Annotated in this window: 2 protein-coding genes (1 of these 2 only partly in view); both read left to right on the top strand. The window is 65.9% G+C overall.

The window, feature by feature from the left end; genetic code table 11:
* Nucleotides 1–448: 448 nt before the first annotated feature.
* Complete coding sequence (locus tag GGR33_RS19430) at nt 449–1,249, top strand: SapC family protein (protein ID WP_183508280.1); 801 nt, start codon at nt 449–451, stop codon at nt 1,247–1,249.
* Between the two features lie 187 nt (nt 1,250–1,436).
* On the top strand, nt 1,437–17,169 hold the beginning of the coding sequence (locus GGR33_RS19425; RefSeq protein ID WP_183508278.1) for an LEPR-XLL domain-containing protein. It continues 25,136 nt past the right edge of the window; only the first 15,733 of its 40,869 coding nucleotides appear in the window; its start codon is at nt 1,437–1,439; its stop codon lies beyond the right edge, outside the window.

Below are 17,169 nucleotides of genomic sequence, written 5' to 3'. Positions count from 1 at the left end.
ACCGTAACTATCGGATTAATAGGCAAATTCAAGCGATATTAGTGACTTTTTCTTTAGAATTTACAGGCTGCTACGCCATGGTGGGCTTCTTCTAGCTCATGGCAAAGTGTTTTTGCGAGCTGGCCAATCGTCGTGCCTAAGGTTTCACATAATAGGAACATAGTCTGAGGTGCCGGGCTTTTTCGAGATCGGATCGAGGTTCTCGATGAGCGGTATCCACCAGAACCGGCAATGCTTTAGCCGCAAGACTATCATATGCTGGCGGCCGATGTTGCCGATGGGGCACCCGCTCGCACATACCGTAAACGTGGCCGCAGTTGTGAGACGCCGGATCAACCCAAAAACTCAGTCATGCCTCCGCAAGGCGCTCTGTCGTTGATATGCACCAACGCGGCTATGCAGCAACGATGCGGATAAACGCGTGTCTGCCGCAAAGAGGGGGTCGGGAATGAGTAAGCAGCTTCTCATCTATGAGCGTGCCGTGCCGGTGACCCGGCAGCGTCATGGGTCGTGGTCCGTCAAGGCCGGATCGACCTTCGAGTTCGCTCGCAGCGTGAATTCCGTTCCCTTGATGGTTGCCGAGTTTGCGAATGCTGCGGCCGAGTACGCAGTCGTGTTCGGCGGCGCAGCCGACGAGATCATCCCGGTTGCGCTCCTCGGGATTCGCGACAACGAGAACCTCTACGTCAAGGATTCGGGCGCCTGGACCGGCAATTACGTGCCGGCCTTCCTGCGCCGCTATCCATTCGTGTTCTCGAGCGACAACGTGAACGAAGCAGACGCGACCTTCACGCTCTGCGTCGACGAAGAGTTTGCCGGCTGCAACGACGAGGGCCGCGGCGAGCGGCTGTTCGACACCGAAGGCGAGCGCACTCAGTATCTGCAGAACGTCCTCGGCTTCCTGCAGGCCTACCAGGTCCAATTCCAGCGGACGAAGCTCTTCGTGAAGCGGCTCCAGGAGCTCGACCTGCTGGAGTCCATGCAGGCTCAGTTCACCCTGCGTACCGGCCAGCGTTCGACCCTGTCGGGCTTCAGCGTGGTCAATCGCGAGCGCCTCAAGGCGCTGCCGGCGGACAAGCTCGCCGAGCTGATGCAGGCCGACGAGATGGAATTGATCTATCTCCACCTTGCTTCGATGCGGAATCTAACGCCGATCGCCGAGCGCATCGGCAGCCCGATCGATACGGCGCAGGAGCCCGAGACGGCGCCCGCCTCGCCGTCCGACTTCGAGACCACCGGCAACGCCTGATCGCTGCTGGCGGCCGGGTCCGTTCGGGCGCCGCCGCAGCATCTCGACGAGCGGCCGGCGCGCAAGACGTGCGCGCCGGTTCGAATTCCAGGACATCGCTGTGATCGTACCGGCCGCGCGACGCGCTCCGGGCGATGTTGTTCTTGCGTGCCCGTTGGGCGCGCATTGACCGGTTGGAGAGACGGCAATGGCTTTTCCGTTCAAGTCGGAAGGCTTCTGGGGGCCCCTGTTCCGCCGCCGCGATCGTGCGCGCACCGTCGAGGCGCCGCGCGCCTTGCGGCCGTCGAAGCGCCAGCTGGTCCTTCAGCTCAAGGCGAAGGCCGACAAGCTGTTTGCCCGCGATCGGCTGATCTTCGATCCGCTGGAGCCGCGCGTCCTCCTGAACAGTGACATCACTTATCAGATCGGCACGGGCGACGCTCAGGTCGCGGATCATCAACTTCTCGTCAAGCTGATCAGCGAAAGCCAAGATAGTTCGCATCCGGAAGTTAAAGTTCAGCGCATACAAATCTTTGATTACAAGGGCGGCACGCAGGGTCAGACCGCGCTTTATTCCTTCGGCCCGATCAGCGCGGATTCTACCGCGACTTACACGCTCATCGGCTCTGCTCAGAAAGAGAACATTACGGTCGATGTTAAATCCTTCGATCTTCTGACCGGCGACCAGAAGCCGATCCTGTCTTTCATAGATTCCGCCGGCGACCTCAACAACACCGCCGTCCTGTCAAACGAGGGCATCGCCAAATTCGACCTGTCGGGCGCCAATGCCGGCGGGATCACCGCTGGAAAATTCTCCGGCACCTTTTCCGCTGTCGCGAACCTCGCTGGTTCGTCTGCGCAGGACACGCTGGCAATCGGCGCGAGCGGGAGCCTGTCGGGCACGTTCAATGGTGTCGCGGTGCGTGGGACGAGCGATCTCTCGTTCGACCTGTCCGGTAGCGTCGTGCAGGGCAAGGGCATCGACGCCTCGCTCTCGAAGGACAGCCTCACCGGCAACTACATCCTCGCATCGACGGCGTCCTCTCAGACGATCTTCGGAAGCCTGAGTTTCGCCGCACCGACCACGAGCCTCGGCATCATCCTGGGCAGCGGCGACGACACGCTGCATCTCGCGACTCTGCCGCCTGGACCTTCTTTCACGGTCTCGGGTGGCACCGGCGCAGACAAGATCGCCTTCGACAGCGACCTGACCTTTGCCGGTGGCAGCCTAAACCTCATCTTCGACGGTGGCGCAGGTGACGACACCATCGAGATGGCGAGCTCGCTAGATCTCGCCAATGTCGGCATCACGTTCCATGGGGGTGCCGGCAACAACGCGCTGACCGTCGCCAAGGGCAAGACGATCAACGCGACCAACGGTGTCTCGATCGTCGCGGACGCTACCGTTACCCCGGTGCTCACGACGAACGGCAACGACCGCTCGACGCCAGCCTCGACTGCCAAGATGGCTGTCACCGTCAATCAGGACGCCGTCATCGGCGGTGCCTCGGTGGCGATCGCTGTCCGCAGCAGCACGACGGTGACGGACGATGCGCCGGATTTGACGCAGACGCTGTCGGTGAACACGACCGGCCTGGCGACGCTGACCCTGGACGGCAAGGTCCTGACCGCCGGTGACGCATCGCTCACGACGGATGTGGTGAACAGCATCACGCTGACGTCGTCGGCTTCGTCTCAGGTCAAGGGCATCACTCCGACCCAAACCAACACGTCGGCGATCGTCGTGGGCGCGCATGGTGTCGTGAACGGCGGGACCGTCAAAATCGCTGCCACTACTACCGCGACGGTCAACGTCAAGGCGATCGGGCTCGTGCTGCCGGGCGTTGGAACCTTCAAGGACACCGCGAAGGGCACGGCCGACCAGATCAAGGCCGTCGCTCGCGGTGAAGCGGATCTCTCGACGATCTTTACGCCGACCGAACTTGCCGTCGAAGGTGTGGTCAAGAAGGCCGAGACGACGATCACCAACGTGACGCAGGTCTCAGTCGATTCGGACGCTCGGATCGCCCAGACGGGCAATAAGACGATCGCGGGAAGCGACCCGAAGCTCTCGGTGCAGCTCTCTGCGACGGACCGCACCAATTCCACCACGACGCTGGTGGCGAAGGACGGCGGCGACATTCCCGTCCTCGGCTCGATCCTCAACATCTTCGCGCTGACCGGCAATCAGACGCTCAACCGTACGACGAGCGTTGATGTCGGTGTTGCAGCGGACAAGCCGCTTACGGGTGTGACCACACCTGGTGCGACGGTCATATCCGCCGACGGCAACGTTGCGCTCCAAGCTGCGAATAGCGGCACAGTTCAGACGCGCATCCGCGCGGCCACCGAGGCCCCGAAGTCGACGACGACGAACGGTACCACGACGACGACACTCGTGGCCGGAGATGGCGACGACGACGACTCGGTTCCCGGCGACGGTTCGCTGCCGGCACCCATCAAGGCGGGTGCGATCCTTAATACGGTCAACGACACCGTGCGCGTCGCGGTTCGCGGCGTCGCGATCGCCGGCGCATCGCTCACGGCGGCCGCGACGAACGATACCGCGATCGAGGCGCGCGCCGTCCAGGCGCGCAATCTTCTGACCGGATCGACAAGTGCCAAGGCGGAAATTTCGCGCCTGACGGCCACGGGCGGCGCGATCTCGATCGTCGCAATGGACGCAACGGCCGCAACGGCCATCGCCGAACCGATCGACACCGGCTCTTACGAGCCCGTGAAGGCCCCCAGCGAGTTCATCGCCATAGCGCGTGGCTCGGCGATCAACACCACCCAGCGTGACATTACCGCGGCCATCACCGACTCGACGATGAGTGCCACGGGCGACGTGACGCTGACTGCGCAGAACGCCCTCGATCTGACCGCGAACGCCCAGGCTGCCGCGGTTTCCAGCACGGTTGGCGTTGCCGGCTCGCTCGCCGTCAACGTCGTCCTCGGCAACACGACGGCGACCATTACGCGCGGCACCGTGACGTCGACGGGCGGAGACGTCACCGTCACCGCGGGCGATGTCTCGAATGTCGACTCGCGCGTTCAAACGACGGCCGAGAACGCCTCGAAGGGCGGCGGCACGGCCATCGGCGGCGCGGCCGCCTTCAACATGATCGGCTACACGCTCGACGGCATCGTCACCGACAAGCTTGCCGACAAGATCGTTGGAACGGCGCTCGACGTCGTGTTGGGTACCGGCTTCTTCACAACGGCCGCGACCCAGTCGATCCGGGCTCGCATCGAGGCCGCCGACGTGAGGGCTACTAGCGGCCAGGTTGGCGTCAATGCCGTGAGCGCCGGCACCGTCAACGCCACTGTCAGCAACACGGTTACGGTGAAGACGCCGGAACAGACGGTCAAGCAGCAGACCAAGGCTGCCGCAAAGCAGACGTCGTTGAACACCGCGCGTACGGCCTTGAACCGGCCGACCGTGTCGAGCCCAACGGGCACCGTGACGAACGCGAGCTCGCGCAGCATCGGCGGCATCATCGCGACGAACCGGATCGCACGGTCTGCGACCGCCGACGTGATCAGTGGGGCGACGATCACCAGCGGGGGCGAGCTCGGCGTTCGTGCCGCCGACACCTCGACGATCAGCTCCAACGTCAAGCTCGTCGCGTCCAGCCAGGCTGCGAGCGACGGCGGCCTTCCAAGCAAGCAGCCGCAGATCAAGTCGGACTACAAGGCCAGCGCGTCGGACCCCGTCGCGATCAAGCTCGCCCAAAGGGTTGCGATCACCTTCGCGAACCTTGCCGGCTTCGATCCGATCGTGACCGGCACCCCCCTCGACCGACTCAAGAACAAGCTGCCGACGAGCACCGCGGATGCGCAGACTGGCAAGACGCCGGAACCGGCCTCCCAGATCAAGTCGCTCAAGGCGGGTGACGTCGTGCTGGTTGGCCCGGGTTTCCAGGGCAAGGGCGACGTCGGAACGTACTATCGGTACGCCCCCACCAACAACGCTGCGCTGAACGGCGCGGCGCAGGAGATCGATCTCAGCAAAGCCGATTTCACTGACGTAGCGGACTGGAAGCCGATCGGCGTCAAGGGCGCGGTCTATGCCTATATGGGCCCGGACGCGACCGACACGACCAAGGTCAACCTCAAGACCGCGGACTACACGAATCTCGACCTGTGGCGTCGCGTCGTCGACGGCGAGGCCAAGGGGACGAGTGTCACCGGCTCGAGCGGCACTGCCGCCGGCGGCATCATCGTCCGCAACGAAATTCTCGGCGGTGTGACGGCCACCGTCAACAGTTCGACCGTGACGTCGGGAAGCGTCGCCGTCGCCGCCGATCGTAGCGCCACGATCTCGGCGAAGACGGACGCGACGGTCGAGGCGATCGCCACGATCAAGGAACAGCAGGGCACCACGTCCAGCGGAACGGCTGGCACCGGCACGCCGAGCACCGTCCCCGGCCAGACATCCGCATTCGACAAGCCGGCGACGAGCGCCGGCGCGCAGAGTTCGAAGTCGACGGCGCTGGCGGTGAATGCCGTCATCGCCACCAACACGATCCTGTCGGCGGCCGACGCTTCGATCGTCGATACGACCGTGACGACCACGGCCAGCGGAGACGGTTCGGTCTCGGTGACCGCCAACGCGGCCGGTGTGATCGATGCCACCGTCAATGCCCAGACGACGGCCCTGACGAGTGGCGCTTCGGGCACCGGAACCAGCACCGGACAGACGACGCCTCCGACGACCACCGCTCGGGCGGCCGGCATCCAGCTCGCCTTCAACGCGATCGGCTACCAGAGTTCCAACCTCGCCTTCGACACCCTCGACGCGCTGGTCGGCACCAACCTGACGACGCCGTCGACCGCGCAGGCGCGTGCCAACATCACGAACAGCGCGGTGTCGGCGACGGGTGCGATCACAGTCAGCGCCGAATCCTCCGCTGCGATCGACGCGACGCTCGGCAACAAGGTCAGCGCCTCGGCCAAGGCGGCGAGCGTCGACGCGCTCGCGGTCTCCGGCATCGTCGCGATGAACCGCGTCAGCGGCGCGGCACAGGCTGCGATCGACGCGAAGGGGAAGACGGTCGCCGGCACGGATGTGACCGTGGCCGCCACGGATTCGGTCTCCATCGATTCGACCACCACGGTCGGCGCGTCGGCCAAGGCCGTGAAAGCGGGCTCCGTCACCGGCGCCGACAAGAGTGCCGACACCCTCCTCGGCCAGTACGAGTACACGACGGCTTCAGGCTCGCGGCTGGTCGATTTCGGTCAGAAGATCCGCCTCAGCGACAACTGGACCGGCAAGGGCGAGCCGGGCGCCGTTTATCAGTATGTCGGCACCAAGTTCGCGGCGGCGCAGGATCTCGGCGACACGACGCGCGACTTCAGCGACTTCTCGCTCTGGAAGAAGCTCGATTCCACGAACGTCGTCCCTAACGGGACGTCGGGCTCCCAGCCGAAAACCGGCAAGATCTCATCGACGGGGCTCGGCGGCCTGTTCTCCCGCAATTCCGTCCTCGGGCAGGCCGAAGCCAAGATCGTCAACACGACCCTCAACCTGTCCGGCGATGTCGCCGTCACCGCGCAGTCAACCGGCTCGATCAAGGCGCTCGACGCCAGCGTGATCTCGGGCGGGACGGCTCTGAACGGCATTCTCGTCTCAAACAGCGTGCTGAACGCGGCGACCGCCTTCATCCAAGACAGCATGCTCACGACCAAGGGCGGCGTCAGCGTCAAGGGCGTGAACGCATCCGACGTCGATGCCAGCGCGAAGGGCTCCGTCGCCGGCGAGACGACCGCACTCGGCTTCACGCTCGCCTTCAACACTGTCGGCTACGAGCAGCAGAACCCGCTCTTCATGGCCGTCGACACGATCGTCGGCGACCCGCTGATCGCGACGGCGACCAAGGCGGGCGACAGCCCGGCCGCAGCGAAGGCCTACATCACCGGCACGACGCTGAGCGCCCAGCGCGACGTCGCCGTGACCGCCGACAGCCGCGCGCAGATCAAGGCCGTCACCGGCAACGAGGTGAAGCAGGCGGATACCGCCAGCACCGTCTACAAGGCCGAGACCGGAGCGAAGGGCATCTCAGCGGCAGCCCTACTCGCCTCGAACAAGGTCAACGCGAAGGCCGAGGCCTATATCGGCGCGCCGACCGAGGCCACCACCGCACCCGCGCAACTCGCGGCCACGGTGACGTCGACCTACGGAAGCGTCACGGTTTCGGCCAAGAACGAGGCCGGCGTCGATTCCAGCAGCACCCTGATCGGATCGTCTGCCGTCTCGGGGACCGTCGCTGCACTGGCCAAACAGGCCGCGAAGACAGCGCAGAACATCTACGATTACTCCACGGCATCGGGCGAGAAAGATCTCAAGGCCGGCGACCGCATAAGGCTCGCGGCGAACTACGCCGTGGCGCCCGGACCGAACAACACCGATCCGGCCATTGCTGGCCAAGTCTACGTCTATATCGGCTCGGCCACGAAGCTGAAGCTCGGCGAGCAGAACTACGCCGACACGACGAAGTGGTTCGCCATTTCCGAGGGGGCCACGGTCTCGACCGCGCCGACGGCCTCGTCGTCGACCGCGTCGAGCGACACCACCAAGGAATCCGTGTCCGTCGCCGGGACGGACGGCACGACCACCACGGTCACCCGCGACAAGGCGCGCTACAGCTCCAAGGATCTGAACCCCATCCTCAATGTCGGCGAAACGGTGCTGTTCAAGGCTGGCACCGAGACCACCGGTGCCAAGGGCGAAGTCGGTACGATCTACATCTATCGCGGCCCCGACAAGACAGAGGTCGTCCTCAACAAGGAGGACTACACCAGCGACAACTGGATCCCGGCCGCGGCCAAGACCGTGATGCCTGAGCTCGACAAGGTCGCGGATCCGGCTCCCAAGCCGACGACGGCGTCCGACGGCACAGTCACGGTCCCGTCGAACACGCGCACGCCCGCCTCGTCTTCGAAAGCCTTCGGCGGCCTCATCGTCTTCAACGAGGTCAATGGCGGCGCCAGCGCCCGGATCACCGATGCGACGGTGACCGGATATGTCGATCTCACCGTTTCGGCGAGCGACGCCTCCGACATCTCGGCGAACGTCATCTCGAACGTCACCGCCTCGGGCGGCGCCTCGTTCGCCTCCAAGAGCGGTTCGGCCGGCACCAGCGGCGGAGCGAACAGCAACAGCTCCGTGATCGCGGTCAACGGCATCGCGACGACCAACGTCGTGCGCGGCGGTGCGACGGCGAGCGTCCTGCGCGGTACGGTCGAGGCGACGACCGGCGACCTCAATGTCACCGCCGATAACAAGGCCGGCGTCGATGCCACGCTGCGCGCCGCGAGCACGACGTCAGGCGGCGAACTCGGCGTCGCGGCCGCGGTTACGCTTGCCTTCAACTCGGTGGGCTACCAGACCCAGAATCTGCTGTTCAATTCGATCGATGCCCTGATCGGTTCGCCGACGCTCTCCGATGCCTTCGGCGGCGAGGTGGGCGCGGGTGCGACCGCCACGATCGTGAGCTCGTCCGCCAAGGCCGGCGGCGACCTGTCGGTGACGGCGAACTCGTCCGCCCAGATCAACGCGACGGTGAGCAACGCAGCCCAGTCCTCGACGGATGCCCTGAAGGGCGCGGGCGGGACCGGCTTCGGCCTTGTGCTGGCCTCGAACAAGGTCAGCGGCAGCGCGACCGCGCGGATCGACAATACCGGGACCAGCAAGCCGATCACCGTCGGCGGAGCCTTGTCCGTCCTCGCCACGGACGCTGCTGGCATCGCCTCGAACGTCCAGATCGTCACCAGCTCGACCGTCGTGAAGAGCTCCGGCGGCGCGATCACGAACCAGTCGAAGCTCAACAAGTTCCTGCCGTCCGATTTCTCGACGAATCCGAACGAGGTTCAGTCGGCCACCATCCAGTCGAACCTGATCAAGAACCGAAAGGATCTGCTGCCCGAAGAGATCAACAAGCTTGAGGCCAAGGCCTGGGCCGAGGTTGCACGCGTCAAGCAGCTCGTCGCTGACGCACAGGCTCTCCCCGCTAAGCTGACGAAGACCGTCGAAGACTATTTCCTCAAGTTCGCCACTCGCGCCGATGCGTCGACGTATCTCACCGGCTTGAACAACGAGCTCATCGCGCAGCTCAAGGCCATCCAGGTTCCGGCGAACGATCAAACCGGTCTCGCCAAGCGGCTGACGGACGCGGCGAAGACTCTCGACGACCAGACGAAGCTCGGCGCCCTGAACCAAGGCGCGACCGACGCCCGCGCGGCCGCCATGAAGCTCGCCTCCGAGGCGGCCCGCCGCGGATTCCTCAACGACGCCGCCTTGCGGGCGAGCGGAGACCTCACGACCGGCAGCTACAAGCAGGTGCTCGGCGAGGCGATCGGTCTGCAAGTCAGACTCGACAGCGCGATCAACGATGCGGCTGCCCAAATCGTCAAGCTCAAGGACGGCCTCAACGACTTCCTGAAGCCCCTCGGCATCAGCACCGACAGCATCGGCACGCTTGATCTCTCTGCCTACGGTCAGGTGCCGAAGGTCAAGAACGCGCAAGAGGTCAGCTTCGGCACGCGCGTGCGGATCGCCGACGGCTACGCCAAGCCGACATACAAGTCGACCGACGCGGGCGCGGTGACGATCAAGACCGGCGATACGATCCAGGACACTGTTTCGGGTGTCGTCTACAAGTATCTCGGCAGCTCGCCGCTGACGAACAAGCAGCCGAGCACCATCACCAATCTGTCGACCGACCAGACGAACTGGGCCGCGCTCGGCAAGCTCGACGGCTACAAGGCCGGCGACATCTATATCTATATGGGCGGTGAGACGAAGACGCTCGATCTCGCAGCCACGGACTACACCGACAAAACGCTCTGGAAGCGGGCGCTCGACTCGAACTTCATCCCGGATGCGCTGACGCTTCCGACGCTCGGCTCGGGCTCCGGTAGCAGCACGGCTCCCACCGTGGCACCCGCGACGCCCGCGACCGAGACGAGTGTGAAGTCGGGCGATGCATCGTCCGGCAACACCGCCGCGACCGGCACCGTGAAGCCGCAATCCACGATCTCGCTCGCCATCGGCGGCCTCGTGGTTCTGAACAGCGTGCACGGCGACGCCGTCGCCCAGATCACCGGCGTCACGGCGACGACCAGCACCGGCGCGATCACCGTCTCGGCCACCGAGAAGGCCACGATCACCGCAACCGCCGACAGCGCGGCGAACGTCAAGTCGGCCAGCTCCTACAAATCGACGGATGGCAAGGGGAGCACGGGCTCGGCCGCACCGGCCAGCACGGACAAGTCCGCAACTGCGGGCGCGACATCGCAGAACCGCAGCCTCGCGCTGGGCGGCATCATCGCGACGAATGCCGTGCTCGGCACGGCGACGGCTGAGATCGTCAGCAGCACAGCGAATGGCGGCGGTGGCGTCACGGTGAATGCGGCCAATACCGCCTCGATCGTGGCCATTAACAAGACCGCAACCTCGAGCGACCAGGGCGCCGTCGCGATCACGCTCGCCTTCAATACCATTGGCTGGAAGGACCAGAACGTTCTGTTCCGCGCCGCCGACCTGATCACCGGCCAGCCGCTCATCCAGGAAGCTCTGAAGAGCGACGCAAACCCGTCGGGCGCCAGCGCCCGCATCCTCGCCAGCACCGTCACTACGGGAGCGGGCAGCGCTCTCGCCGTCACGGCAAAGTCTGACGCGACCATCGACGCGACGATCAGCAACAAGGCCAGTGCATCGAACGCCGTCCTCAAGGACGCGAGCGCCTATGCGGTCGGCGTCGCTCTGAGCGGCAACATGGTGAACGCGCGGGCGCGCGCTACGATCAGCGACACACTCGACACGTCTGTGACCGGCACCAGCACGATCGATGCGGGCGGTGCAGTGGCGATCTCCGCGACGAGCAACGGTTCGATCACGTCCAAGAACACACTGTCTGCGGTCGCAAGCCTGACCAAGCCGAGCGTCCTCGAAGATTTCGCGAACAAGATCCTCGACGACTACACCTACACCACCAAGTCTGGCACGCGGAGCATCAAGTTCGGCGACATCGTCTACGTGAAGGACGGAGCCTCCGAGAAGCGCTACGTCTATTACGGCGCTCCGCAATCGAACGTTGACCTCAGCAACAAGTCGATTTTCACCGAGGCCAATTCCTGGCGCGAGAATAACTTGCGCGAGTTCATGAAGTTCTTGCCGCCGGGTGTCCTGAACCTCGCCGACAGCAAGGACACGAGCGGCTCTTCCACGGCTCCGGCAAGTGGTTCTTCCTCCACGTCCGAGAGCAAGGCCACTAAGCCCTCCGCGGTCGCCGTGAGCGGCATTCTCGTTAGCAACGACGTGCGCAGCACGGCGGCGGCGAGCCTCGAGAACACCAGCGTCACCCGTGCGGGCGACGTCAGCGTGAAGGCCGCCCAGACGGGCGCCATCACCACGACGATCACCAGCAAGGTCGAGGCGAAGCTCAAGGCCGGGACCGACCCGAACGACAAGAGCGCGATCGCCGTCGGCGGCGTCATCGCCGCGAACGTCGTCAACGGAACCAGCACCGCGAGGATCGCTAACAGCCAGCTCGGCGACAGTGCTACGGGCACGACCGTCGGCAACGTCACGGTCGACGCGGCCAATACCGGCACCATCAAGGCGACCGTCGACAGCACGGTCGAGTCGAGCCAGACCGCCGTCGGCGTCACGGCTACCTTCAACAAGATCGGCGTGCCGAGCCAGAACGTCTTGTTCGACTTGGCCGATACCATTCTCGGTACCGACCTCGCGACGGCCACTCAGACTGCCAGCCCCTTCGCCGCGACCGCCTCGATCACCGGCAAGTCTATCAACGCCACCGGTCTCGTCACGGTCAACGCGCGCTCGAACGCGACCATCAAGGCCAATATCGAGAACGCCGTGACCACCGTCGGTGGGTCGGTCACCAGCGTCGGGGCCGTCGTCGGCCTAAACTTCGCCCGCCTCTCGACCTCGGCGGCAGTCGCCGACGTGCCGAGCCTGAAGGCGACCAGCGGAGTCCTCGTTAACGCCCTTAGCAACGGCACTATCGAAGCGGTGGTCACCGCGCCGGTGATCTCGGTGGCTTATCCGCCGTCGCCGGCGACGAGCCAGTCCTCCGGTGGAAATCAGTCCGGCAGCGGCCAGTCCGGCAGCGGCTCACAGACCGCGCACACCGTCTCCGTGGCGCTGAGCATCGCGCGCAACACGATCGTCGACGAAACTCTCACCGCCGGCATCGATCGAGTCACAGACCTGACCGCGAGCGCCGGTGACGTGCGCGTTTCCGCCGCCAGCCAGGCGACGATCAACGCCAAGGCGACCGCGGCCGCCATCGCCGTGCTGCTGAGCACGGAAGACAGCAAGAATGTCGGATTCGGAGGCGGTGGCGCCCTCGGCTTCAACACCATCCTCGGCGGCGTCGACGCGCATATCGCCGACAGCAAGGTCACGGCGCAGGGCAACGTTGCCCCGGCGCAAAACGGCACCGGCGGAAACGGCAACATCACGGTCTCCGCCGGCAACACGGCGGCGATCACGGCCGGCGTCGATGCAGCGGCAGTCGCGGTCGTCGTGGGCAAGGGCACCTCCCAAGCCATCGCCATCGGTGCAAGCATCGCCTTCAACATGATCGGCTCCTACAAGAGTGGGCTGCCGATCGGTGCCGAGTTCGCCAAGGGTGCGTCCGGCGTGCTGGACGTGCGCGCTAGCGTGTCGAAGTCGTCGCTCAAGGCCGGGCGGCGCGTTTCGGTCGATGCCAATTCGTCCGAGACGATCACCGCACAGTCACTCGCAGCGGCCGTCGCCGTCGCAGGTTCGACTGGCGGTGGGAGTGGCGGCGGCAATGGCGGTTCGAATCTCGCGGTCGCGGGCGCCGGCCTCGTCATCTTCAACAATGTCACGACGTCGACCAAGGCCCTGATCGACGGTACCGATAGTTCCGGAAAGACCTATACGGTCGAATCCGGGGCGGGCGGCGTCAACGTCGCGGCCCAGGACAAGGCGATCATCAAGGCCACGGCCATTGCCCTCGCCGTCTCGGCCAACCTGAGCGCCAACTCCAACGACACCGGCACGAAGCCCACCGTCGCGATCGGCGCCTCGGTCTCCGACAACGAAATCACCAGCGAGGTCACGGCGCGGATCGTCCAGGTCGCCAACGTCTCCGGCCGAGGTCCCGTCACGGTCGCCGCGACGCGCACGGCCGACATCTTCGCGCAGACCTTCGCCGCAGCCGTCGGGGCCGGGGTCTCGTCGCAGGGCAGCGGCGCGACCGTCAGCGGCGGGGGCGCCCTCGCGCTCAACACGATCGGCGGGAGCACGATTGCCGAGATCACCGGCTCGAAGATCGGTGACGGCATCGGCGACGCGACCAAGGTCTCCAGCGTCGACGTTTCCGCGACCGATCAGGCCACGATCAAGGCACTGACCGGCGCAGCCTCGATCGCGGTGAGTGGCTCCGCCGAGGGCAAGGCCGTCGGCGTCGCCATCGGTGCCTCGGTCGCCAACAATGTCATCGGCTCCGGCGCTCAAGTGCGCGCGACCGTGTCGGGCACTCCGATGCGCGCGACCAATGCCGTCAGCGTGCGCGCGCTGTCCAAGGAAACAGTGGACGCCACGACGGTTGCCGTCTCGGTCGGCGTCTCGGCCTCCAGCGGAAACTCGGTCTCGGTGAGCCTCGGCGGTTCGGCCGCCCGCAACACCATTGACGTCGCCACCACGGCCGAACTCGTCGGGGCCGTCGCGGTCGATGCCGGCAGCGTCAGCGTCAAGGCCGACAATCAGTCGAACATCGCCTCCGCCGTCGGCGCCGCCTCCATCGCGGCTGCCTTCGGTTCGGAGAAGGGCGTCGCTGTCTCACTCGCGGCCAGCCTCGCCCTCAACAGCATCTCCGGCAACGTCAGCGCGACGTTAAAGGACGCGCAGGTGACGACCCGTAGCGGCGGTGTCACCATCGCCGCGACCCGCACCGGCACCATCAGCACGAAGTCCGCGGCGGCGAGCGTTGCGGTCGGGGTGGGGGGCGACGGTGGGGTCGGCGTCGCCGGCGCCGGGGCCGCGGCCGTCAACAAGATCAACAGCAGCACCACCGCTCTGGGCCGGGGCGGTTCTCTCAACGCGGCGGGCGATGTCTCGGTCTCCGCGAGCAGCACGGCCACTATCACGGCAGACATTCTTTCGGCGGCTGCCTCGGTCGGGGCGAGTTCGAGCAACGCTGGCGCAGGCGCCCTCGGCATCGCCATCGCGTACAACGAAATCGGCAACTGGACGGCTTACGACGAGGGCACGAACACCATCAGCGCGACGCCGACATTCGGCAGCCGCGCCAACGTCTCGGCCACTCTATCGAATGCCCGGGTCGCGGCAACGGGTGCTCTCTCGGTCGGAGCGACCAGCACCAACACGATCTCTGCGAATATCGCGGCGATCGCGGCTGGCATCACGGCTGCTGGAAGCAGCGGCGGCACCGCAAGCGTCGGTGGGACTTTCGCGCTCAACAGCATCGGTCTGGCGACCAAGGCTCTGATCGACGGCGACGGGACCGGCTCGACTCCGGGCATCTCGGCAGCGAGTGCGGCCATCGCCGCGCAGGATACCTCCGTCATTACCGCGCAGGCCCTGTCTGCGAGCCTGGCAGCGACCTTCGGCTCATCCAACGCCGTGTCGATTGCGGTCGGCGGAAGCATCGGTCTCAACACCATCGCCAATGACATCTCGGCGATCGTCCAGAACGTCGACCAGGGCCTCCAGACGACGGGCGCGATCCTAGTCAGCGCGAAATCGGCCGGCAGTATCACGGCGAATGCGGCCTCGGCTGCTCTCAGCCTCGCGGGCGCAGGCTCGAACGCTGTCGCCGTCAGCGCTGCTGTGACTTACGCGCGCAACGTAATCACCACGAGCACGCAGGCCGCTGTGACCGGCAGCGTCCTCACGACCACCGACAGCACCGCCGGCTCGATCGACGTAAAGGCGGACGCCTCCTCGGCCATCACGGCCAAGATCCTGGCGGCTTCGCTCGCGGTCGGCGTGGGCGGCAGCAACGGCGTCGGCGTCGGCATCGGCGCGGCGGTTGCCGAAAACTACATCGGTTCCTGGGACAAGTCCGTCGAGAAGGAGACTAAGACCGGCTCGGACGGCAAGACCTATCAGTCTGACAAGACCGAAACGACGACCTACACGCTCAAGACCGGCGGCGGCACTGCGGTCTCGGCTCTCGTGAGCGACAGCAGCGTTTCGGCCGCGGGCGCCCTCGGCGTCGTGGCGACGTCCAACCAGACGATTTCTGCCATCGTGATAGCAGCCTCGGCTGCGGTCGGCGGCGGCGGCTCTGCCGGCGTGGGTGTGGCGGCGGCCGGCTCAGTGGTTTCGAACGCCATTGCGGTGGCAACAAGCGCCACGATCTCCGGCGGCACGAACAAGACCGTGACTGCGGGAAGCGTCACGGTCAGCGCGGCCGATACCTCGAAGATCGATGCGGTGGCCGGCGCGGCCACCCTCGCGGGCGCGGTCGGCGGCTCGGCGGGTGTCGCGGTGGCGGTCGGTTTCGCCCTGGCGATCAACACGATCGGCGGCTCGGTCGATGCAGGGATCACCGGCGTCTCGGCCAGCCTGACCACGCGCAGCGGCGGCGTTTCCGTCGGTGCAACGAGCAATGCCCGCATTCGGGCGCTCTCGTCGGCTGCGGCCGTATCGCTCGGTGCCGGCGGCTCGGCCGGCGTCGCAGTCAGCGGCGGCGGTGCGGCTGCGGCCAACATCATCACCACCAAGACGAATGCCCGCGTCACCGACAGCAAGCTGACGGTGCGCGGCGGTGCCTCGACCATATCGGCCAGTGGCACGTCGGACATCCAAGCTCTGATCGTCGCCGCATCCATCGCGGCTGGCGGCGGGGGCTCCGCCGGTGTCGGCGTCTCGATCGGTGCCGGCATTGCCGTGAACAAGATCGGCGACGGAGCCGAGGTTCAGGCGACCCTGGCGCGGACGAGCGTTGATTCCGACGACGCGCTGACGGTCGCGGCACAGTCCAAACAGACGATCACTGCCGATGTCGGGGCGATCTCCGCCTCGTTCCAGGGTGGCGGCACGGCTGCCGTCAGCGTCGCGGGCGCAGGTGTCGGCGCTTCAAACGTGATCGCTGTCAAGACGGTCGCGACGATCGACGGCACGGGAACCGGTGGTGTCACGGCGAAGCAGATCGGCGTGTCAGCCGAAGACTCTTCGGCGATCTCGGCGACCGTCGCTGCGGCCGGCATCGCCGGTAGCGGTGCGGGCGTCGCCAGCGTCGGCGTCACGGTCGCCGCTACGGTTGCCACGAACAAGATCGGCAACACGATCGAAGCCGCGATCCGTAACGCGGGAACCGGCGTGAATTCGATCTCCGGCGACGTGTCTGTCGAGGCGATCAGCGGCGGTTCAATCAAGGCGATCGCGGCTGCGGCGACGGTGAGCGTCGGCGGTGCCGGCATCGCCAACGTGCAGGTCGCGGGCGGCGGCGCCACGGCCGTCAACATCATCACGACCAGCACCCGCGCCGCGATCGAACGGGCAACCGGCCAGTCGGGCAACAATAAGATTACCAGCAAGGGCGGTGTGCGCGTCGCGGCTTCGAGCACGCAGACCATCGACGCCAAGGTCGTGTCGGCCTCCGTGGCCGGTGGCGGCGCCGGCATCGCCAGCGTTCCAGTCGCGATCGGCCTCTCGGGCGCCCAGAACATCATCGGCACCTGGTCGACGGATCGTAATTCGGATCAGCCGACGCTCGCCCAGAACGGCGGCGCCAAGGTCGAGGCCGTGATCAGCGATACGACCGTCGATGCGACGAGCAGCGTCGCGGTGACGGCGACTTCGAACAGCGCCATCACCTCGCAGGTCGCGGCAGCCTCCGTCGTCATCACCGGCGCGCTCGTCGGCGTCGGCGTCGCGTCGTCGGGAAGCTATTCCGGAAACGCGATCGGCT

The sequence above is a fragment of the Methylobacterium brachythecii genome, assembly GCF_014196345.1.
Lineage (GTDB): Bacteria > Pseudomonadota > Alphaproteobacteria > Rhizobiales > Beijerinckiaceae > Methylobacterium > Methylobacterium brachythecii.
Note: the sequence above shows the minus strand (reverse complement) of the source record. Positions and strands in the feature narration are given on the sequence as shown.

Coding starts and splice junctions, on each gene's coding strand:
- GGR33_RS19430 (WP_183508280.1), top strand. CDS start 449: ATGAGTAAGCAGCTTCTCATCTATGAGCGTGCCGTGCCGGTGACCCGG.